Source organism: Pseudoduganella sp. jia 9, from assembly GCF_055502615.1.
Genome location: NZ_JBUPWE010000011.1, coordinates 48,579 through 68,326 on the forward strand (window position 1 = coordinate 48,579; position 19,748 = coordinate 68,326).

At 62.0% G+C, this 19,748-nt stretch carries 17 protein-coding genes; 4 read left to right on the forward strand and 13 right to left on the reverse strand.

The window, feature by feature from the left end:
- The 3 genes from ACY34H_RS15655 to ACY34H_RS15665 all read right to left on the reverse strand — a co-directional run bounded on the left by ACY34H_RS15655 (position 1) and on the right by ACY34H_RS15665 (position 3,364).
- Positions 1 to 780 (reverse strand): XrtA-associated tyrosine autokinase, encoded by a 780-nt coding sequence (locus ACY34H_RS15655; protein ID WP_464978391.1) that lies wholly within the window; start codon positions 778 to 780, stop codon positions 1 to 3.
- 11 nt (positions 781 to 791) lie between these two features.
- Positions 792 to 2,321, reverse strand: coding sequence for an XrtA system polysaccharide chain length determinant (locus tag ACY34H_RS15660; RefSeq protein ID WP_464978392.1), 1,530 nt, complete (start codon positions 2,319 to 2,321; stop codon positions 792 to 794).
- 152 nt (positions 2,322 to 2,473) lie between these two features.
- On the reverse strand, positions 2,474 to 3,364 hold the full coding sequence (locus tag ACY34H_RS15665; protein WP_464978393.1) for an EDSAP-1 family PEP-CTERM protein: 891 nt from the start codon (positions 3,362 to 3,364) through the stop codon (positions 2,474 to 2,476).
- Between the two features lie 223 nt (positions 3,365 to 3,587).
- Here ACY34H_RS15665 and ACY34H_RS15670 point away from each other — a divergent pair, with 223 nt between their 5' ends.
- Complete coding sequence (locus ACY34H_RS15670; RefSeq protein WP_464978394.1) at positions 3,588 to 4,331, forward strand: N-acyl amino acid synthase FeeM domain-containing protein; 744 nt, start codon at positions 3,588 to 3,590, stop codon at positions 4,329 to 4,331.
- 1 nt (position 4,332) lies between these two features.
- A complete protein-coding gene (locus ACY34H_RS15675) occupies positions 4,333 to 5,961 on the forward strand; it encodes an FAD-binding oxidoreductase (protein ID WP_464978395.1) in 1,629 nt (542 codons plus the stop codon).
- Positions 5,962 to 6,084: 123 nt separating this feature from the next.
- Here ACY34H_RS15675 and prsT read toward each other — a convergent pair whose 3' ends face one another.
- From prsT to ACY34H_RS15725, 10 genes are all read right to left on the reverse strand, one after another.
- On the reverse strand, positions 6,085 to 8,862 hold the full coding sequence (gene prsT / locus ACY34H_RS15680; protein ID WP_464978396.1) for an XrtA/PEP-CTERM system TPR-repeat protein PrsT: 2,778 nt from the start codon (positions 8,860 to 8,862) through the stop codon (positions 6,085 to 6,087).
- Between the two features lie 92 nt (positions 8,863 to 8,954).
- On the reverse strand, positions 8,955 to 9,617 hold the full coding sequence (locus ACY34H_RS15685) for a LuxR C-terminal-related transcriptional regulator (protein ID WP_464978397.1): 663 nt from the start codon (positions 9,615 to 9,617) through the stop codon (positions 8,955 to 8,957).
- A 222-nt stretch (positions 9,618 to 9,839) separates the two neighbouring features.
- Positions 9,840 to 10,337: an SEL1-like repeat protein gene (locus ACY34H_RS15690; protein WP_464978398.1), complete on the reverse strand. Its 498-nt coding sequence runs from the start codon at positions 10,335 to 10,337 to the stop codon at positions 9,840 to 9,842.
- 404 nt (positions 10,338 to 10,741) lie between these two features.
- The gene (locus tag ACY34H_RS15695; protein ID WP_464978399.1) at positions 10,742 to 11,143 is read right to left on the reverse strand and encodes an Hpt domain-containing protein; all 402 of its coding nucleotides are present in this window, start codon (positions 11,141 to 11,143) and stop codon (positions 10,742 to 10,744) included.
- A complete protein-coding gene (locus tag ACY34H_RS15700; RefSeq protein WP_464978400.1) occupies positions 11,140 to 12,411 on the reverse strand; it encodes an alpha/beta hydrolase in 1,272 nt (423 codons plus the stop codon). The genes ACY34H_RS15695 and ACY34H_RS15700 overlap by 4 nt, the downstream gene beginning before the upstream one ends.
- Positions 12,412 to 12,518: 107 nt before the next feature.
- On the reverse strand, positions 12,519 to 13,019 hold the full coding sequence (locus ACY34H_RS15705) for a hypothetical protein (protein WP_464978401.1): 501 nt from the start codon (positions 13,017 to 13,019) through the stop codon (positions 12,519 to 12,521).
- Positions 13,020 to 13,142: 123 nt separating this feature from the next.
- Positions 13,143 to 13,979, reverse strand: a complete 837-nt coding sequence (locus ACY34H_RS15710) for a proteasome-type protease (RefSeq protein ID WP_464978402.1) — start codon at positions 13,977 to 13,979, stop codon at positions 13,143 to 13,145.
- A gap of 33 nt (positions 13,980 to 14,012) precedes the next feature.
- Positions 14,013 to 14,816, reverse strand: a complete 804-nt coding sequence (locus tag ACY34H_RS15715; RefSeq protein WP_464978403.1) for a transglutaminase family protein — start codon at positions 14,814 to 14,816, stop codon at positions 14,013 to 14,015.
- A 9-nt stretch (positions 14,817 to 14,825) separates the two neighbouring features.
- Positions 14,826 to 15,758 carry an alpha-E domain-containing protein gene (locus tag ACY34H_RS15720; RefSeq protein ID WP_464978404.1) on the reverse strand — a complete coding sequence of 311 codons (933 nt, stop codon included), beginning with the start codon at positions 15,756 to 15,758 and terminating at the stop codon, positions 14,826 to 14,828.
- A 16-nt stretch (positions 15,759 to 15,774) separates the two neighbouring features.
- A complete protein-coding gene (locus ACY34H_RS15725; RefSeq protein ID WP_464978595.1) occupies positions 15,775 to 17,163 on the reverse strand; it encodes a circularly permuted type 2 ATP-grasp protein in 1,389 nt (462 codons plus the stop codon).
- Between the two features lie 203 nt (positions 17,164 to 17,366).
- On the opposite strand from ACY34H_RS15725, the gene ACY34H_RS15730 reads away from it, so the two are divergent.
- Both ACY34H_RS15730 and ACY34H_RS15735 read left to right on the forward strand, forming a co-directional pair.
- A complete protein-coding gene (locus tag ACY34H_RS15730) occupies positions 17,367 to 17,882 on the forward strand; it encodes a chemotaxis protein CheD (RefSeq protein WP_464978405.1) in 516 nt (171 codons plus the stop codon).
- 69 nt (positions 17,883 to 17,951) lie between these two features.
- Entirely contained in the window at positions 17,952 to 19,739 is a 1,788-nt protein-coding gene (locus ACY34H_RS15735) for a YbhB/YbcL family Raf kinase inhibitor-like protein (RefSeq protein WP_464978406.1), read from the forward strand.
- Positions 19,740 to 19,748 lie beyond the last annotated feature (9 nt).

Here is a 19,748-nt window from a genome sequence, read left to right on the forward strand (position 1 = left end):
TTATCCCTCGTTGTAATAGCCGTACAGGTCGCTACAAGCAAATGGCTGGGTTTTATTGTAGATGAGACTTACATGACGGCAGTTCTCAGTCTGGCGCAACGCCTCGCGAACCGAACTGTGTGTAGTGCGTTCAGCTTCTACAACGATAACCACTTGACCCATCTGTGATGCCAGCACGCCAGCTTCGGAAGTGAGTAGCAGGGGAGGAGAATCGAAGATCACAATACGGTCGGCGTAGCGGGTGGCAATATCGTCGAGGAGGCGGGTCATGCTCCTACTGGCCAGCAGTTCGGTGGCATTTTTGTTGCGTCGCCCTGCCGGAAGCAGGCTCAGAGCTGGTACGTTAGTCTTGAGAATGACATCTGAAAGATCCATTTCTTCATCGAGCAATACGTCCATCAGCCCCGGACGAGCCTCGAGGCCTAGGACATTAAGGAGTGCTGGCCGAGCGACGTCGGCATCCACCAGCAGTACGGTATTGTCGCGCTCCATCGCCATGCTCATTGCCAGGTTTATGGCGCAAAACGTCTTGCCCTCACCAGGCAGCGCGCTGGTGACGATGATTAAATTGCCATGATGTATTGATGGGCTGTCGATGCCGCGTGCGCTTCTTAGCAAAGGGCGTTTGATGATACGGAAATCTTCGGCGACACCGTTCCGGCCGCCCTCGTGCGTAATCATTCCCAATTGCTGGAGGCGTAACAGATTGATGTCCGCGAAACGGCCATCGGGATTGATGAGGAATGGTTCTGTTCGTTGAGCGGTGGTATCAGGAAGCATCGTCGTCTCCTCTAAGACTGAAGCATTGAAAGCGCAATGACGCCGCCATATGACGCGAACAGGCAGGCAACCCCGGCGCTAAAGCCTAACTGGCTCCGGCGGCGCTTCTTGCGTTCCGGGTCCGTCCAATTCATTGCCACCGCACCTAAAACACGTAGGCCTGTTGCTTCGCGCAATTCAGCAGGGCTCTGATAGGTAGGACGGATCTTGCTGATCAGTAATGCCACCGCGGCGCCAGCGAGTACGGCTACACCAAACACCACGCTATAAAGCAGCATCCTGTTGGGTCCAGTAGGACGTAGGGGCATCGTCGGCGGGTCGATGATTTTGAAGCTCAACATGTCGGTATTAGTGCTCAGGTCGCCTGACAGCTTGGCTGCTTCGCGCCGCTCGATCAGCTTCTCGTAATTGTCCTTATTGATCAGGTAATCACGATTTAACTGTGCGAGTTGCGATTCGACCTCCGGTACAGCCATGCTCTGCTCGACCAGAGTTTCGTGTCGTTGCTGCATTTCAGCGACCCGTGCACGAATCGAAGCGACCCGTGCGTCCGCTTCGGCCAACGCGACCTTGAGTTGCTGCAGCAAAGGACTGTATCCCTTGCCGGGATCGGAAGGTGCAATGCGCGTCTTGGCTTCCTGAACCTTGCGTTCCTCGAGCAGCGTGATCAGGCGCCGGCTGGAAACGATATCGGGATGAGCCTCCGTGTACTGCAAAAGCAATGCATCCAACGATTTATTCAAGGCCGAGATGCGTCCATCCAGTTCAGGATTTTCAATAGACGCCGGGGTTAGATCGGTACCAAGGATTGGCTCATCGCCCTGAATCTGGGAATGGATGGCATTGCGGCCCTGCTCGGCCTCAACTAATTCGAGCTTGGCATTGTTCAAGGCATCGGTCGACATCAAGACTTGCGAACCATAGTCGACGCCTTGCCGCGGCAACAAGGCGTTGTTTTTCAACTTGAACTCTTTGACTGAGTTCTCGGCGGCGAGCAGCTTGTCTTCATATGCGCGAATCTGGTCGTCGATGAATTGCACGGCCTTGTCCGACTCGCCTTTTTTACCTTTTAACCCACCTTCGACGAATATCGTGAGCAATGACTGGACGACATCGCGTACCAGTCGCGGATCGCTGTTGCTATAGCTGATTGTATAAATGTCATACGTGCTGGTCCCGCCGATGCGGATCTTCTGCATGAGTTCGTCGACCTGCTTTTCGTGTTCACGTGCCGTGGTGGCCCTCACGTCGAGGTCTACCATGCGAATGACACGTTCCACATTCGGCCGGCTGAGAAGGGTTCGACTCATGATCGCGACCTGCTGAGCAACATTCGGCATCGATGTCATGCTCGACAGCAGTGGTTTCAGGATGCTTTGCGTATCGACAAAGACGCGTGCGGTTGTCTGATAGTCATCAGGCAGCAGGTAAACCTTGATCCAGCCGCCGGTCGCTACGAGCCAGGCCACGAGTACTGCGCTCCAGCGATACTTCCAGATTCCCTTCAGCGCGGACTGTAACTGGGCGATGATTTCTTCCATAACCGGTCTCTCCAACTGAACCTAGTCCGATCAATTATATGGCTGGGGTTGCAGGCTTGATCCCATACCTGCTGAGCACTTGCGGCCCGTCAAAAAAAAAGCGTACTGCCAGTGCAACTGGCGGTACGCGTAGCAATGATGACAAAATCAGCTCAGGACTTGCGACGGCGGCTGACCAGCGACATGCTGAGCAGGCCGCCCGCAATGATGGCCAGTGTTGCCGGTTCCGGCACCGCTTCCTGGGTTGCATCGGCAAAGGACGAGTGATTGATGGTGAGCTGGTAGGTCGTGCCGGCCGTCAGAATTTCGCTGGTGGCTTCGAAGAAGTCAGCATACGTATAGGTCGTTGTGCCAGGCAGGACTTCGGTACGGCTGACGTTCGAATCACCGTTGAGTGCGGTAGGGGAGAACGAAAGGACAGACTCTCCGCTGTCCAGATCGATAATCTGGATGCTCCAGGTCAGTCGTGCAGAGGCCGACGAAGATGCAGTGGTGCCGAGCGGAACATGTGCGACGGTGTATGCATCGGCGTCAAATGCCACCGTCATCGAATCGGCCTCGCCCAAGGCGAAAATGAATGAGCTCGTGGTACCGGTATTGCCGCTGCCCAGCGTTTGACCTGGTGCAGCCGAGGCAGCGGCACGGGTACTTGCATTCGCACCGCCCGGTTCGATCGCCGAACCAGTCAAGGACGTGTCCCCGTAACCGAACGTGTTGAAGGGAATGGGCGGAACCGGGCCCGGAGCAAAGCGAGGCGCAAAGGGGATTGCAGGGCAAACCCCTGCGCATGCCGGGCCATTGAAACTGACCACAGTTTCCGGAACATAGCCAATGGCCGTCCCCGTTGCAGTGCGGCTATTGTTCACGACAAGCGTCGAAAAGTCGCTAGCCGCGAACTGAGTGCCGCCGGAGTTCAGAAAGCGCAAATTATTGATGTTCAGTATTGAATCTGCATAGGCATGTGCCTGGGCACTGCCTGCGGCGCTGAATGCGAGCGTTACGGCTGCGGCCGTGACCAGAAAACCTTTCCTGATGATGTTCATGGCGTACTACTCCTCGATATGTGGTTACGGCCAGAGGATCTGTGCCGACGAGCCACTACTCAGCAGCATTCGTGCCACTTGCAGTTGGGTATGCAGAATCAAGACCTTACAAAAATGCAGCACTACGATGGCTTGGACTTGCAAAAAAGTCCGACGCTTTGTGGAACTCGGTGCCCGAGCAGCGGTCTGAAGTGCGTAGACCTTCAAGACCACAGGAGCAGACGTGCAACACGACGACACCATCATTTCCTTCGAAGCCGCCGCAAAACTGCGTGACCTGGTGATCCGCGAGCAGGAGACGGGGATAGCACATACTCACCCGATCGATATGCAGGTTTTCCACATTCGAATGGCGAGCACGGCTGGCGGACGAGAAGCGGCAGGGCTGCTATTACGCAAAATGTACGGTTGGCGTGGATATGACGTGGATGCCGACAGCGAACATGCTCCCAATCGAATTACCCTGTACGCTGAAACCGAGGGAACCACCGTGGGGACCATGTCGTTGTGTCTGGATGATCCGGGAATCGGCCTTCCCGCCGACGAAAACTTCCGCGACAAGCTTGATGAGCTCAGGGTTCAGGAACGGCTCCTGTGCGAACCTTCCCGGCTTGCCATCGACAAGAATGTGACGAAACGCGTGTTTGCATCGTTGATCCACATTTCATATATCTACGCGTATAACATTCACCGTTACACCGACTATGTGATCGAAGTCAACCCGCGCCATGTGATGTTCTATAAGCGGATGCTGGGCTTCCGCGAGTTTGGCGGCGAACGGCCCTGCACCAGGGTGGGCGCGCCGGCGGTGCTGCTGCGCCTCGATCTGGAATACATGGGGGAACAGATCCGTGCCTTTGCCGGACAGATGGAACAGGCGTCGGGAGAGCGTTCCTTCTATCCCTATTTTTTTCCGCTGAAAGACGAGCCCGGCATCACTACACGCCTGAAACAGGGACGCGACTGAGATGGGCTCTGCTGTAGAAGCCGTGGCGGCTTGGCGCCACCTGCTGGGGCAAGACCGCGTGCTGGACGATTCGCACACGCTTGATCGCTATGCCGCCAGTACATCATCCTGGAGCACTCGGCCACTCGCGGTACTGCGCCCGCTTGATACCGCCGAGGTGACGCAGGTAGTGCGCACCGCCACCCAACACCGGATACCGCTGTATCCGATCAGTGCTGGCAGAAACTGGGGATACGGTGATGCCTGTGCGCTCGCCGACGGCCACGCCATCGTTGACCTGTCGGGCATGAATCGAATCCTCGAGGTCGACGCGACACTGGCGTACGTGGTACTCGAGCCCGGCGTCACGCAGCAGCAACTGTCGGAATATCTGCTGCAGCACGACCTGCCGCTGTGGATGGATTGCACCGGCGCCGGTCCCGACACTAGCCTGATGGGTAACATCCTGGAACGAGGCTTCGGCCACTCGCCATATGGCAACCGGTTCCAGAATGTGGCCGGCATGGAACTCGTGCTGGCCGACGGCGATGTCGTGCGGACCGGGTTCGGACACTATCCCTCCTCGGTCAATCATCGCGTCTACCCCTATGGCGTGGGGCCCTACGTGGATGGGCTGTTCACTCAGTCGAACATGGGTATCGTCACCAGCCTGGGCTTGTGGCTGATGCCGAAGACCGAGGCCTTGAACCATTTTCTGTGCATGGTGCAGGAGCATGATGACATCGCTCCTGTCGTCGACGCGCTGCGGCCGTTGCGCCTCGACGGCACACTGCGCAGCATTCTGCACATCGGCAACGATCTGCGGGTGATCTCCGGCGGCACAACTTTTCCACGCGAATTGGCCGGTGGCAAGGTACCCCTGTCTGAACAAATGCGGCTGCAGCTGCGGACTGCAGCGGGCGTGGGCGCCTGGACGGTTTCCGGCGCGTTATACGGCAGCAAGGAGCAGGTCGCAGCAGCCCGGCGAGCGGTGCGGAGGGCGCTGGCGCCAACCAGGGCCGACATTCAATTCCTGGACGAACGCAAGCTCGACCTCGCCGCCTCCGCCGCTCGTCTTCTGGGCATCACCGGTACCGGGAAACGCCTGGCCGCCAAGGTGGCGCTGGGGCGTTCGCTGTTCGAAATGAACCGCGGAATTCCTAATGGTCGCTTCCTGGCGGGTGCCTATTGGCGGCGGCGCGGCGGCTTGCCGCCTGGTTTCCCCGCCGATGCCAATCCTGCGCTGGATCATTGCGGCATGCTGTGGGTATCGCCCGTGCTGCCGATGCGTGGCGAGGACCTGTTGCGTGTCCACATGTTGGCGGCACCGATCTTCCGCGCCCATGGCTTTGATTTGTTTGTCACGTTCAGCATGATCAACGAGCGTGCGCTGGGCGGGGTGTTGACCGTGGCCTACGATGCCGATGACCCAGCCGAGGTGGATCGAGCGCGTCTGTGCTATCGCCAGGTTTTTGACACGATGATGAAAGCCGGGTATATCCCGTATCGCGTCGGTCTGCAATCAATGGCGGACCTCGACAGCGGCGACGACGGCTATTGGCGCATGGTCGGCAGGATCAAGGCGGCGCTCGACCCTGCAAATGTGATTGCACCTGGCCGGTACTCGGCACGACAGCGGCCGAGTGGCTGATGCGCCCCCTGCTCAGCGCGACTGCAAGGAGCGAGCACGGGTACGCTTCACCCATGACCCTCAAACTTCAGGCACCAGCGCAATCAGCATCATCAGAAGGTAGCGCGTGCGATCGGGACCGCGCTACAGTTTTGCCATGAGTGCGCGCACCTCGGCCTGGCGCTTGAAGTCGGGTGCCGCGAGCAAATGTTCGCACTGTTCCCTGGCACCTTTGCGGTCGCCCGACATGAATAGCGCCTGCGCAAAACGGAGCCGGATGTCGTATACCGCTGGCGCCTGCTCAGTTGCCGATTTCAACAGCGGCACGGCTCGCGCCGCGTCGCCTCTGTCGAGCAGGATCGCCGCCAACGTGTCCGCGATGGCGGGGCTTTTCGGTGCGAGTTTGTAGGCTCGTTCGGCATAGCCGAGTGCTCGGTCATCCTTCAACTGCAGCAATGACCATGCGTAATCGTTCAGCATGGGCGGGTTATCTGGAACGCTGCGCAAGATCTGCTCGTACTGCTGGCCGGCAGCTTTGTGATCGCCTTCGCTCATCAGCGTACTGGCGTAGTAAGTGCGAGTCTGCACGTCAGCCGGGTGCTTCTCCAGCCACTTCCGCACTTGCACCACCGCTTCGTTCGCCTTCCCGGCCACAACAAGGGCGCCGTGCAGCGCGATCACGATGGGACCTGATGGGGCAACTTCAAACGCCCGCTGATAACGTTGTGCAGCGTCGCCTGGCTTTCGCTGGGCCATCAGTACGTCGCCTTCCAGCTTGAAGCCGAGCGGCCAGTCCGGATGTCGTGCCTGCAAAGACTTTGCAACTGCGAGCGCCTCGCTGAACGCCTTTCTCTCGACCAGCAGGGCGTGTTGCAAGACTGCCGCTTCGGCACTGTCGGGCTCTGCCTTGGCTGCCTTGCGCGCCGCCTGCAGTGCGTCAGCATAACGCTTGCTCGACAGGTGGATATTTGCAATCCGCATCTGCACAGCGGCCGATTTTGGCTGCAGCGTCGCGAGCCGTTCCCAGCTCTCCAGCGCGGCCTCATCCTGCCGGTTGAGCTCCTGAGCCTGGGCGAGCAGCGCAAGCGCATCCGGATCGGCTGTATCGGTGGCTTGCAGTTTCTGCGCCAGGGTCAGCGCTTTCTGCTTCTCGCCGGTCTGGATATAGAAACTTGCCAGTTGCTGCGCGGACGTCTTGTCGTTCGGATTCTCCTTTGCCGCCTGCTCGAGCCAGCGCGCCGCCTCGGCCGGCTTGCCAATCCGCGCCTCCAGCCTGGCAAGGGAGCTCATCAGCGCCACGTTCTTCGTGTCGCGAACAAGCGCCGCTTCATATCGCTTGCGCGCGTCGTCAGGTTTCCTCGTCATGATGTCGAGGTTGGCCAGGTTGTCGAGCGCTGGCATATGCGCCGGATCCAGTGCCAGCGCCTTCACGAAGCCGGCCCGTGCACCGTCAATGTCGCTGTTTCCCAGAAGGACTCCAGCGCGCAGGTTCTGCAGCATTGCGCTGTCTCCCTTGGCAATCATGGCATCGACGACCTTCAACGCTTTGTCGAACTGCTTATCGCGGAGGTGGCCCAATACCAGTAGCGTGCCGGCACGCTCCGAGCCGCCGTTGCCCTCCGCGGCACGCTCGAGTTCGGTGATCGCCTTCGCGCTTTCGCCCAGGCGCAGTCGGCTGAGTCCGTGGCCAATCCGATAGTCGGCGCGTTCGGGAGCCAGCTCGCTTGCCTTTTCAAAGTAGGCGGCTGACTGCTTGAAGTTGTGGGCCTGCAGTTCCGCTTCGCCGGCAAGGGCCAGCAGGTCGGCGTCGTCCGGCGTGTCCTTCAGCACGGTGCGCATGATGTTGATGGCGTCCTCCCGTTTCCCACTGCGCAAAGCGACAGTCGCCAGCAACTTTGTTGCATATGGGTGATTGGGACTAGCCTGCAAGAACTGGGTCAGGTATTGCTCGGCGCGTGCATCGGACCCCATCAGGACCGAGACGGCACCAGCCAGCAAGATACTCGGCATATGTTCCGGTGCCACACGGAGGACTTGTTGAATCTGCTCCAACGCGGACTTGTAGCGCTTTTCGCGAAAGTCCAGCAAGGCCTGCGAATAGGGGATCATCAGGCTTTTCGGCTGCGCGTTGCGGGCCTGCTTGATTCGACTCCGGGCGTCATCGAGGCGATTCTCCTGGATGGCCAGATTCGCCAGGTCAAGGTGCGCTTGCACATTGTTCGGCTTGATTTCGAGGATGCGCTCGTAAGTCTTCCGGGCTGCCGCGGAATTCTTGTCGGCAAGCTGGAGATCCCCCCTCAAGCGCAGCGATTCGACGCTGTCGGGATTCTGCACGATGGCCTGCTCCACCAATTGTCTGGCTTCACTGGAGTTCTCGTTGATAAGCGCCAGTTTCGCCAGGCCGAGTGTGGCATCCGCATGGCCGGGTTTCACTTTGAGGGCGCGCTCGAGCATGGGCCGCGCTTCGTCCGGCCGGGCCAGGCCGAGTAATGCCTGCCCCCTCAGTGTCATGACATCTGCACTTTCTGGATCCTCGGGGAACTCATCGAGCAGGCGCTGGAACTGCCCTTGCGACATCAGCGCCTTCCCCAGCGCCGGCCGCACGAGGCCTGCTTGCGCCCCCAGTTCGCGGGCACGCCGCAACTCCTTCTCCGCAGATGCCATGTCGCCGGTATCGAGGTACATCTCGCCCAGCATCAGTCGCGCAGCCGAATGTTCAGGCTGTTGCTGGACGAGATTCTTGAGCTGGATGATGGCGGATCTTGGGTCGCCCTGGCTACTGAAACGGCGGGCATCGGCCAGCAGTTCATCCGCAGGCAGCGGCTTGGTGCAGGCGCCGAGCGCCAACAGCAGGGGCAGGGCGCTGATCGCTTTGAAAAAGGGTGTCGCGTTAAATCTGGTGCGGGGCAAGCGATTCGGCATGACGGTCTCCAATGCGGGCTGAAATGCCAGCGTAGGAAATCGTCGGGCAAGCTTGTTGATTGATATCAACAAATCCTGCTATTGCGAACAGTCTATTGCATTGCCGCGCTGGTGCGAGATGTACGTGCCGGCAATGTCACAGGGAGGCGCGTACCACTGCCGATCAGGCCACGCTGGGCTGCAACGACTACTGCATGCGTTCGCGCTGTTGCGTCGAGCTTGCTCATCAGTCCCTTCACGTGGGTCTTGACCGTGCCGACACCAATTCCCAGCTCGCGTGCGATCGATTTGTTGCAACACCCGCGCGCAAGGAGCAGTAGGACATCTGTTTCCCTTCCGGTCAGCGACTCGCGGCTCAGGCTGTCTGCGACGCAGCGTGTGACAGCCTCGGCCAGGTAGCGCATGCCTTGGCTAAGTTGCCGTACCGCACGTACCAGTTCATCCGGCGAGCACCCCTGCAGCAGATAGCCATGTACTCCACTGTCCATCGCGGTGCGTACTTGCCACTCCTTATCCAGCTGGGTCAGGATCAAGACGCGCGGTGAGACGCCGAAACGGTCCGGAGACAACTGCCGGGCCAGCATGATACCGCTATCGTAATCGGCAATGATGACGCGCGCATGTGCCTGACCCTGCGGTTGCCGGTCTTGCAGCGTCAGGTAAAACTCACCCTGCGCGGAAAGCACGGCGTGAATGCCGGCTGCCATGATGGCATCGGCATGCATGATGTGGACGGAAGGCTGATTGGCTTGCATGGTATTTCTCCTGTTCCGCAACAGCAGATGGCTGTTGCTTCTCATGCATTCATAATGAAACCGCAATGAGGAGAAGGCAAGTTAAGTGATGTTAAAGGCGTTAAATCCGGAGAATCACGCAGGCAGGTCATGCGCTCGCCAAAGTGCCATGGAGGAAACCAAACACCGCGGCGACGCTGCACGCCAGGGGCCGCTTCCTGGTAAAGACGGCGGCAATCAGCGCTATTTCACGCGCCCGGTAGCGGCAAGCCAGCGGGCCGCTTCCTCGCTGCCGCCTTGCGCCAACGATGCCAGGCGCAACACTGCTTTGGGATGCCGATGCTCGGCCGCTTGGGCGTAGAGCGGCCAAGCCTTGTCCGGCTCGCGGCCGCTTCCATTGCCATTTCCGGCACGGTGATACATCTCAGCAAGCTGGAATGCCGACTCGGCATCGCCAGCGCGCGCAGCTTCCTCAAACAGGCGCATCGCTTCGCCGCGGCGAGGTGTTTTATTCTGGTAAAGCATACCGAGCTCGCGTTTGGCCACAATGGAACCTTGCTCGGCCCATTCTCGCAGCCTGCGCTCCGCAGCAGCGCCGCCATGCGCGCCCAGCCGCTGCGCCACCGCTTCGATGACAGGCGCCGGCGGCATCGATCCTTCCTTTGCCTGGCAGGCAATCAAGGCGCCGACCATGACCAGCACTGAGGCTATCAACGCGCCGGACTTGTTGAATAATTCCATATTGTTCTTATTGCCTTATCGAGTCTGCACTGCGGAGTCTGCGCTGCAAGGCCTGCGCAAAGCCTGCGCTGCAGGGCTGCGCCGCAAGCGCATCTGCGCGGCAGTACAGCGGCCGCACCGCGCTGTCGAAGATGCAAATGATACCGATTGCTGTTGAGTTGGAGCGCACGCACGCGCACGAGGCAGGCTCCGTACGGCTAGCATCGCTCGGCAACCGGTCCGTCAGATCAGTCGAACTGTAACGTTTGCGATCTTAGCATGTTGACTTTGCGGAAAGGCCGGGGAGCACCAGCGTGCAGGGTAACAATTGTAACGAGACGTTAGTACGGTTCAGGCTGCATGAATCGCCCTGGCGCAACCCGCGAATGGAAGTAATACGGGCCGCGAGTGAAGAGCCTTCATATTCAGCCGCGCTGGGCTGCGCGGCCCGCGTGCTGGTCGAGCCAGCCGCCGGCGTGATCCATGACGAGCCGCAGTTCCGCTTCCGCGGCGGTGAACAACAGGGGAATCTCGATGACTCTTCCTTCGGCAAGCGCCAACTCGAGCGCAAGGCACGCGCCGACGAACCGGCTGGCGCCGAGTTCGCTGACATCGTGCCGCAGATTGTGCAGGATGCGTCGCGCTTCCATGAAACGTGCCTGCTGCACCGCTTCGCCCGCCAGATTCAGCGGCGCGATGCCGCTGCCGATGCACGCACGCACACGGTGCACCACCTTGGCCACGGCGCGCGCATCGCCGCCCATTCGATCGACAAGATCATCGACACAAAAGATCGTCTCGTCCGAAGCGCTTGCGTATGCCGTCATGAAACCTCCCGTTCATTGAATGTCCAGTAGCGGCCTGCGGGTATCTCCACAACCCGGAGACCGGCGCGTTCCGACGGAGGGAGTTGCCGGGCGATCAGTTGCCGCATGTCTTCCAGTGCGGATTGCCGTGCGGCATCGCGCGAAACGCGAATGAGGCTGGTGTCGACGGCGCTCGCGTCGATGGTTTCCACGCCGGACGTCACGACCAGTGTGTCGCCGCTATCGCCCGCGCGCGGATAGGGGCGCGTGCGCTGCGCCACTTGCAGGGCCTCGTCGCCCGACGAGGCGTACAGCGTTATCCTGCTGCCGGTCGCAGCCAAGGCGGGGGCGAGCTCACCGGCAAACGCCGACGCTTCGACGTCGGGCGCCGCCAGCATGATCTCGCACACTCTCGATGCCAGGTCGGGGCGGCCACCTGTCACGGCGGCGGCGGCGCGTGTCAACGCCCGGCTACCCATTCCGTGTCCCAGCAAGTACAGCCGCTCCACTGGCGTTTGCTGGAGCAGATCGGTCAGGAAAGCCGCCAGGCGTGGCAGTGTCCATTCCACGTTGGACTCGTCCACGGCATATCCGGACAGGCGGCCTTGCGAAGGCCAGCTGTAGAACAGTGGCACGCCGGTGAAGCGCAGGTCGCTGGCGATCTGTGCGGTGCGGCGCGCGGCATCCTCGAAACTCACGCGATACCCATGCACGAACAGCAGGGCGGTATTGCCGGCCCTGGCGATGCTTTCCGTTAAGTTGATGAAAAATGGCTGTGGCGGAGTGACTTCCGCTCGCAGCAGCAGCGCGTGACCATCCGGATCGGGCCTCGACAACTGCCTCAGCTCCGTTGGCAGCGCTGGTTCGTCCGCAAGGCCGCGCTCGATGCCGACTTCGCAACTGCCATAGCTGAGCTCACCCCGTGCTGCGCCAAACTGGCGTGCCGGATGCCGGTCGCCGGTTGGCTGGCGGTCGGTGGCAAAGAAAACCTGCAGCACCACACCCGGCTGATGCGCTGACGGCGCGCGCAATGCACGGCGCCGGTCCACTTCCTCGACGAGGTTGCGCGCGGCTGCGCGAAGATAGCGGTCGCCGGCAAGCCCGGCGGCGGCAAGCGCATCCGAGACGGCAAACTGGCGCGACAGCGAGCCGGGATCCTGCTCCAGATCGGTAATCGCTTCATCAACGCGCGGCGACTTGCCCGTCAGGCGAGATTTCAGCATCGTGTAAGCGGCATCGGTGCCCCCGCCGGCGATGGCGGCGGTCAATGCGGTAGTAATCACATCCATGCGGTCTGGCTCCGGGCTGTGGCATGACGTATCTCACCACAGGCCGCATTGCAAGTCCAGTCGGAAGTCAAGCGTGCCGCCCCACCCGCAGGTGGGGCATGCCGTTGCTATTGCCCCGGCAAGGCCGGCAGTTCGGCAATGATCCGTCCATACTCGCCGGTCGCGTCCGCAAGCGACGCGCGCTGGAATGTGACCTGCAACTCCAGCGCCTCCAGCCGGGCTGCTCCGGCCTGGCAACGCGCCAGGCGGGTTGTGACTTCCTGCTGGCGGTGCAAATTGGTGGCAACTGCCGCCAGCAGCGAACAAATGCTCGCCACGCCACACAGGATGCGCCAGCTTGGCGCATCCGGCCCAGCCGATCCCAGCGCGCGGGTCAGCTCCAGCCCGCCCAGTGCCGGTCCGGCCGTCAGCACCGTTGCCACGGCGCTGGCAAGCACGCTCAACAGCGTCAGCACATTGTCGCGGCGGCGCAATCGTTCCGCGGCCCGGCCTACCGCGAGCCGCCTGGCCTGGACGATGCCAAGGAATGCGGCGCGCTCTTCCTGCGAGGGAATCGCTTCCGGCCGCGGGTTCCCACCATGCTCCTGCTGCTCCTGCTGCTCGTGCATATGCCTCCCGCTGGCTGCTTCCACGCATCATTCAGCATAGTCCGACCAGCGGGCAAGTCCAGTGCTCGCTGCCACTGGTACGCTTGGCAGGCGATAGCGTGCACGCCGTCTCCGGACGTGATGCTAGGAGCCACCGAACTGCTGCGCCAGCGATTGCGGCACGGGAGGCGGCGGCCCTGGCGGCACCGCTTCCGGCAGGGGCATGCGCACCGGTTGATCGCCTGCGCTGGGCAGGGCCTGCCACTGCGGCGCCTCGATGCCTTCGAACACCTGCCGCAACTGCTTGCCCCAGGAGCCGCGCAGCATCTGGAAATAGGCGTTTTTCTCATCGATGGCGACAAAGCGCGTCACTGCCAGGCTGCCCGTCTCGTAGACCAGCAGGTCCAGCGGCAGGCCCACCGAGATGTTGGAGCGCAGCGTGGAGTCCATCGAGATCAGCGCGCACTTGACGGCGTCATCGAGCGATGACCTGGGTGTGACGACCCGGTCGATAATCGGCTTGCCATACTTTGCCTCGCCGATCTGAAAATAGGTATTCTCGTCGTGCGCCTCGATAAAGTTGCCGGCGGAATAGACCTGGAACAGCCGGCACGCTTCGCCGCGGACCTGCCCGCCGAAAATGATCGCCACGTTGAACTCGATATTGAACTGCGCCAGCGCCTGCGCTTCACGCTGGTGAATGGTACGCACCGCCTCACCGACGATGCGCGCCGCTTCGTACATGTTCGGCGCCGTCCAGATGGTAAAACCATTGATGCCGACAAAGTCGTGCAGCAATTGCAGAACCGACTGCGAGATCGACAGATTACCAGCGGTCATCAGCACCATCATGCGGTCGCCCGGGTTCTCGAACACATTCATCTTGCGGAACGTGCCGATCTGGTCGACACCGGCATTGGTGCGCGAGTCGGAAAGAAAGACCAGCCCCGCGTCGAGGCGCATCGCAACACAGTATGTCATGGGATGACTCTTAAGAAATCGTCGAAGGAAATCCTACTGCTGGACGATGCGGACGTCCACATCGAGCGCCTCCTCACCGCCACCGTGGCGCACGCCGCGCACCGGGGCGGCGGCTTCGTAGTCGCGGCCGACAGCGATGCGGCAGTAGGCATCCGTCATCAGCCGCGAATGGGTGACGTCGATGCTGACCCAGCCGTCGTAGCCGGGATCGCTGGCCCATGCGTCCACCCATGCATGGCTGGCGGCATGGCCGGTATCTTCCGGATCGACGTAGCCGGACACATAGCGTGCCGGAATGCCGTGCGCATGGCAGCACGCCAGGAAGATATGGGCATGGTCCTGGCATACGCCGCGCCCCAGCTGCAGGGAGACGTTGCCCGGCGTGGTCACTTCGGTCGCACCGCTTTGATACCGTACCGCACCAAAGATGTGCTCGGCCAGCTTCATCAGGTGGCGAGTACGGGCGCGGCCCTCCGGCAGGCAGGCGGCGGCCAGTTCCAGGATGCCCGGTGTCGGCGCCGTGAGCCTGGTCGGCACCGTGTAGATCAGTGGCGACAGCGAATCGTTGGCGGCGATCCGGCCTTGCCAGGGTGCGCTGGTCTCGACCACACCCTGGGCCACGATCGACAGCGCGCCATGGGCCTGGTCGAGCGTCAGCATATGCGACTGGTTGCCGTAGGCGTCCATATAGGCATTCAGGTGACCGGGTGCCAGCAGCTTCCAGTGCACCGCGTGCTGCTGCGGTTCGATGCGCGGCGTCAGGTGCAGTTGCTGGATCGTATAGGCCAGCGGCTCAGTGTATGTATAGCGGGTTTCATGGCGGATCGACAGTTGCATGGTGTCTCCTCAAGCGGCCAGTGGCACGAGGAAGTCGCGGCTCACGCGATTTCCCAGTTCATAAATGCGGTGCAGGAACCTGGTCAGGTAGTCGTGCAGGCCATCCTGCAGGATGTCTTCGATGCGGGCGAAGCGCAGTTCCGCATGCAGCTGGCCGGCCAGGCGCTCGGTTTCTCCGGACGTGGCATTGCGCACCTGGCGCAGGTTGTCCACCAGCGCTTCCATGCAGGCCAGCAGGGAACGCGGCATGTCGGCCCGCAGCATGAGCATCTCGGCCACGCGTTCCGGCGTGATCACGTCGCGGTACATCTTGCGGTAGGTTTCAAACCCGGAAACCGAGCGCAGCAGCGCCGCCCAGTAATAGAAATCGCGGCCCCGCTCGTCCCCGCCGCGGTGGTACTTGACGTCGAGGATCCGTGCCGTATTGTCGGCCCGCTCCAGGAACGTGCCGAGGCGGATGAAGTGCACCGCCTCATCCTGCAGCATCGTGCCGATCGTCACGCCGCGCGACAGGTGGGAGCGGTACTTGACCCACTCGAAGAACTGGACCGGATCGCGTTCGTGCAGCCGCTCGCGCAGCTTGGACTGCAGGTCCAGCCAGGTCTGGTTCTGCACTTCCCATACTTCCGTGGTCAGCGCGCCGCGTACCGCGCGGGCGTTTTCACGTGCGCCGTTCAGGCAGGCGGCAATCGATGACGGATTGGACGGGTCGCGCACCATGAAATCGATCACGTCGCGCGGCGACAGCGCGGCATGGTGGCTATCGTAAGCCTGCTGCAGTTCGGAAATGCCCAGCATCGCGCGCCATGCCAGTTGTGCATCGGCGTCCGACTGCGGCAACAGCGCGGTCTGCACGTTCACATCCAGCATGCGGGCGGTATTCTCTGCGCGCTCGGTATAGCGCGCCATCCAGTAGAGGTGGTCGGCGGTACGGCTCAGCATCGTGTTTCCTTCATCGTCAGTTTTCCAGTACCCAGGTATCTTTCGTGCCGCCACCTTGCGAGGAATTGACGACCAGCGAGCCTTCCTTCAGCGCGACGCGCGTCAAGCCACCAGGCACGATCGAGGTCGTCTTGCCGGACAGTACGAATGGACGCAGGTCGATATGGCGCGGCGCCACTCCCGCGGCGACGAACGTGGGGCAGTTCGACAGCGCCAGTGTCGGTTGCGCGATGTAGCCGTCCGGCCGGGCCAGCAGGCGGGCGCGGAAATCCTCGATTTGCGCCTTGGTCGAGGCGGGCCCGACCAGCATGCCGTAGCCGCCGGCGCCATGCACCTCCTTCACCACCAGGTCGGGCAGGTTCGCCAGCGTGTATTCGAGGTCTTTGCTTTTCCTGCACTGGTAGGTCGGTACGTTGTTCAGTACCGGCTCTTCGGACAGGTAAAAGCGGATCATGTCCGGCACGTAGGGATAAATCGACTTGTCGTCGGCCACGCCGGTGCCGATCGCATTGGCCAGCGTCACGCGCCCGGCACGATAGACCGACAGCAATCCAGGCACCCCCAGCGACGAGTCGGCGCGGAACGCCAGCGGGTCGAGGAAATCGTCGTCCAGCCGGCGATAGATCACGTCGACCCGGCGCGGGCCGCGGGTGGTGCGCATGTAGACGGCGTTGTCGCTGACGAACAGATCCTTGCCTTCGACCAGTTCGACGCCCATCTGCTGGGCCAGGAAGGCGTGTTCGAAATACGCCGAGTTGTACATCCCCGGCGTCATCACTACCACCGTCGGGTCCGCCGCACCAACCGGGGCAACCGATCGAAGGTTGTCCAGCAGCAGGTCGGGGTAATGGTCGACCGGTGCAACGCGGTGCCGCGCGAACAGTTCGGGGTACAGGCGCATCATCATCTTGCGGTCCTCGAGCATGTACGAGACGCCGGACGGCACCCGCAGATTATCCTCGAGTACGTAAAACTCGCCTGCGCCGGCGCGCACGATATCGACGCCGGCGATGTGCGCATAGATGTCGGACACCACACTGATGCCCTGCATTTCAGGCCGGTACTGGGCATTCCGATAGATTTGATCGGCCGGTACCACGCCGGCCCGGATGATGTGCTGATCGTGGTAGATGTCGTGGATAAACATGTTCAGCGCCTGCACCCGCTGCACCAGGCCGCGTTGCAGGTGTGCCCACTCGGCGGCTGGGATAATGCGGGGAATCGCGTCGAACGGTATCAGCCGCTCGGTGCCCGCATCGTCGCCGTACACGGCAAACGTGATGCCGACGCGGCGGAACGTCAGGTCCGCCTCGATTCGCTTGCGTTCGAGCGACTCGGGCGTTTGCTGGCCAAGCCAGCGGTCGAATTCCCGGTAATGGGGCCGGACGCCGTCCGGCGCCGTCATTTCATTGTAGAACTGCACGATGGTTTTCCTCCCGCGAATATGTAAGTTTATGCAATAGCTGTGCCAACCTCGTGCACGATTGGCATGGCGGTCCACAACCGTGAAAAACCTTTACAGTTGAGTTTCCTCAGTGCATCATTGCGTGCCGACCCAATCAATGTCCGGCGCCAGCATTTTCCTGACAACTCTCAGATTGGGTTCGCATGTCCTTCACCGTTTCGCGCCCGGCAACGCCCGGCTCCGCTTCCCGCTCTCCGCAGGCTGACGTTCGGCACGTGTGGGCCGGCGCGTTCGCGGTCGGCACGGGTAACGCGAAACTGACGGCGCTGCTGGGTTCATGTGTCGGCATCGGCATCCTGTGGCGCCGCAAGAAGCGCTGCGCCCTGGCGCACTGCCTGCTTGGCGAGGCGCCTGCCGGTGATGCCGGCATCGATGTCCGTTACGTCAGTAATGCCGTGCCTGCGCTGCTGCGCAGCCTGGGAGCGCGGCCGGCCGAGTATGGCGAACTCGAGGTCGTCGTGGCCGGCGGTGCCAGCCTGTTCGAGGGTGGGCAGTCGCCGATGCGCGTCGGCGAACGCAACATCATCGCCTTCGAACGTGCGATGGGCGCGTATGGCCTGCGCGTGGTCCACCAGTTCCTCGGCGGCAGCCACGGTTCGCGCATCACCCTCGACTGCGCAGCGCTGTCCTACGATACGCGCCGTCTCGCTACAGCTTGAGTGTGCGCGCGCACGGCGCGGCGCGGGCGGCGGTGGCAGGCTTCAGGTCCAGCACTTCGGAGGACCGCGATGAACAGTAGAGCATTCAGCAACAAGGCGGCACTGGCGCTGCTCGCGCTGGCGACCGGTGCCGCCGCGCAGCAGGGCGATGGCACCCGTGTGGCCATCGCCACCGCCGTCTGGAAGCCCGCCAAGGTCGAGGCGACGCCGCAGCGTATCGCCGCGCTCAAGGCACCAGCCGGGTTTACGGTGGCGCCATTCGCGACCGGGCTGAAGAATGCCCGTATCCTGGCGGTGGCGCCGAATGGCGACGTGTATGTCAGCCGCCGCGACCAGGGCGACGTGCTGCTGTTGCGCGATACGGACAGCGACGGCCGTGCCGACGGGGCGCCGGTCAAGGTCGCCAGTCGCGCCGGGGCGCATGGACTGGCCATTCGCGACAACCGGCTCTACCTGGCCACGGTCAAGGAAGTGTTCACGGCGGACATTCTGCGAGACGGCCGGCTGGGGGCTCTCGAGCTGATCATCGGCGATCTGCCCGATGCCGGTCAGCACGCGAATCGAACGCTGGCATTCGGGCCGGACGGCATGCTGTACATCACGGCCGGCTCCACCTGCAACGCCTGCAACGAAAGCAATCCGGAAAACGCGGCCGTGCTGCGTGCATCGCCGGACGGCAAGCAGCGCACCATCTTTGCCAGCGGCCTGCGCAATACAATCGGCATCGACTGGCACCCGCGTACCGGCGAGCTGTGGGGCTTCGACCATGGCATCGATTTTCTTGGCGACGACGAGCAGCAGGAAGAGCTGAACAAGCTCGAGATGGGCAAGCAGTACGGCTGGCCGCACGTCTATGGCAGCGGCAGCATTTATCCGCAAAGCACACCGCAGGGCGAGATCACGAAAGAACAGTGGAAAGAGCGCAGTGTACCCATGAACCTCGGCTATACCGCGCATGCGGCGCCGATGCAGATGGTGTTCTACCGCCATGGCGCTTTTCCGGCTGAATACGAGAACGATGCGTTCGCGACGATGCGCGGCTCGTGGAACCGCAGCACTGCCTCTGGCTATGAAATCGTGCGCGTGCGCTTTGCGGACGGCCAGCCGAAGTCGATCGAACCATTCGTCACCGGATTTCTCACCGATAGCGGCCGCACCCATATTGCCCGTCCGGTGGGCCTGGCTGTCGCAAGGGATGGGGCGCTGCTGATGGCCGACGATGCCAACGGGGTGATCTACCGGATCGCCTACGGTGGCGACGCAAAAGGCGCGGCCGCGGCTCCCGCGCCAGGGTCCGTGATGGAGCGGCAGGCCAACAGGGGTAACGGCGTGCCGCTGGCGAAGGACAGGCCGGAGGCCCGCAGCGCCGGCCGGATCGCGCTCAGCTCGGCGGCGTTTCGCGACGGTGCGTCGCTGGATAGGCGGTTTTCGGAATATGCGGATGGGGTATCGCCCCCGCTGGCATGGAGCGCGGTGCCGGGCGCCCGATCCTATGCGATCGTCGCGGAAGATCCCGATGCGAAACCGGTGGCGCCATTCGTGCACTGGCTGGCCTGGAACATTCCTGCCGGCGTGACGCAACTGCCGGAAGGCGTGCAGGAGCAGCCGCGCCTGACGGAGCCGGAAGGCGTGCTGCAGGGGCGCAATACCCGCGGCTCGATCGGCTATTACGGGCCGCGTCCGCCGGTCGGCGACACCGCCCACCGCTATCACTTCCAGGTATTTGCGCTCGACACAGTGCTCGACGTGCCGTTCGGCGCCGATCGCGACCAGCTGCTGGCTGCCATGCAGGGCCATGTGCTGGCGAAGGGCGCGCTGGTCGGCCGTTATGCCCAGAAAGAAAAACCGCCCAAGTGACTACAATGG

Excerpts from the sequence above, each read along its gene's own strand:
- ACY34H_RS15700 (WP_464978400.1), bottom strand. The coding sequence starts at position 12,411 with ATGGATGTGATTACTACCGCATTGACCGCCGCCATCGCCGGCGGGGGC.
- ACY34H_RS15660 (WP_464978392.1), bottom strand. The coding sequence starts at position 2,321 with ATGGAAGAAATCATCGCCCAGTTACAGTCCGCGCTGAAGGGAATCTGG.
- ACY34H_RS15685 (WP_464978397.1), bottom strand. The coding sequence starts at position 9,617 with ATGCAAGCCAATCAGCCTTCCGTCCACATCATGCATGCCGATGCCATC.
- ACY34H_RS15715 (WP_464978403.1), bottom strand. The coding sequence starts at position 14,816 with ATGCAACTGTCGATCCGCCATGAAACCCGCTATACATACACTGAGCCG.
- ACY34H_RS15695 (WP_464978399.1), bottom strand. The coding sequence starts at position 11,143 with ATGACGGCATACGCAAGCGCTTCGGACGAGACGATCTTTTGTGTCGAT.
- ACY34H_RS15665 (WP_464978393.1), bottom strand. The coding sequence starts at position 3,364 with ATGAACATCATCAGGAAAGGTTTTCTGGTCACGGCCGCAGCCGTAACG.
- ACY34H_RS15705 (WP_464978401.1), bottom strand. The coding sequence starts at position 13,019 with ATGCACGAGCAGCAGGAGCAGCAGGAGCATGGTGGGAACCCGCGGCCG.
- ACY34H_RS15675 (WP_464978395.1), top strand. The coding sequence starts at position 4,333 with ATGGGCTCTGCTGTAGAAGCCGTGGCGGCTTGGCGCCACCTGCTGGGG.
- ACY34H_RS15690 (WP_464978398.1), bottom strand. The coding sequence starts at position 10,337 with ATGGAATTATTCAACAAGTCCGGCGCGTTGATAGCCTCAGTGCTGGTC.
- ACY34H_RS15725 (WP_464978595.1), bottom strand. The coding sequence starts at position 17,163 with ATGACGGCGCCGGACGGCGTCCGGCCCCATTACCGGGAATTCGACCGC.
- ACY34H_RS15710 (WP_464978402.1), bottom strand. The coding sequence starts at position 13,979 with ATGACATACTGTGTTGCGATGCGCCTCGACGCGGGGCTGGTCTTTCTT.
- ACY34H_RS15735 (WP_464978406.1), top strand. The coding sequence starts at position 17,952 with ATGAACAGTAGAGCATTCAGCAACAAGGCGGCACTGGCGCTGCTCGCG.
- prsT (WP_464978396.1), bottom strand. The coding sequence starts at position 8,862 with ATGCCGAATCGCTTGCCCCGCACCAGATTTAACGCGACACCCTTTTTC.
- ACY34H_RS15730 (WP_464978405.1), top strand. The coding sequence starts at position 17,367 with ATGTCCTTCACCGTTTCGCGCCCGGCAACGCCCGGCTCCGCTTCCCGC.
- ACY34H_RS15720 (WP_464978404.1), bottom strand. The coding sequence starts at position 15,758 with ATGCTGAGCCGTACCGCCGACCACCTCTACTGGATGGCGCGCTATACC.
- ACY34H_RS15655 (WP_464978391.1), bottom strand. The coding sequence starts at position 780 with ATGCTTCCTGATACCACCGCTCAACGAACAGAACCATTCCTCATCAAT.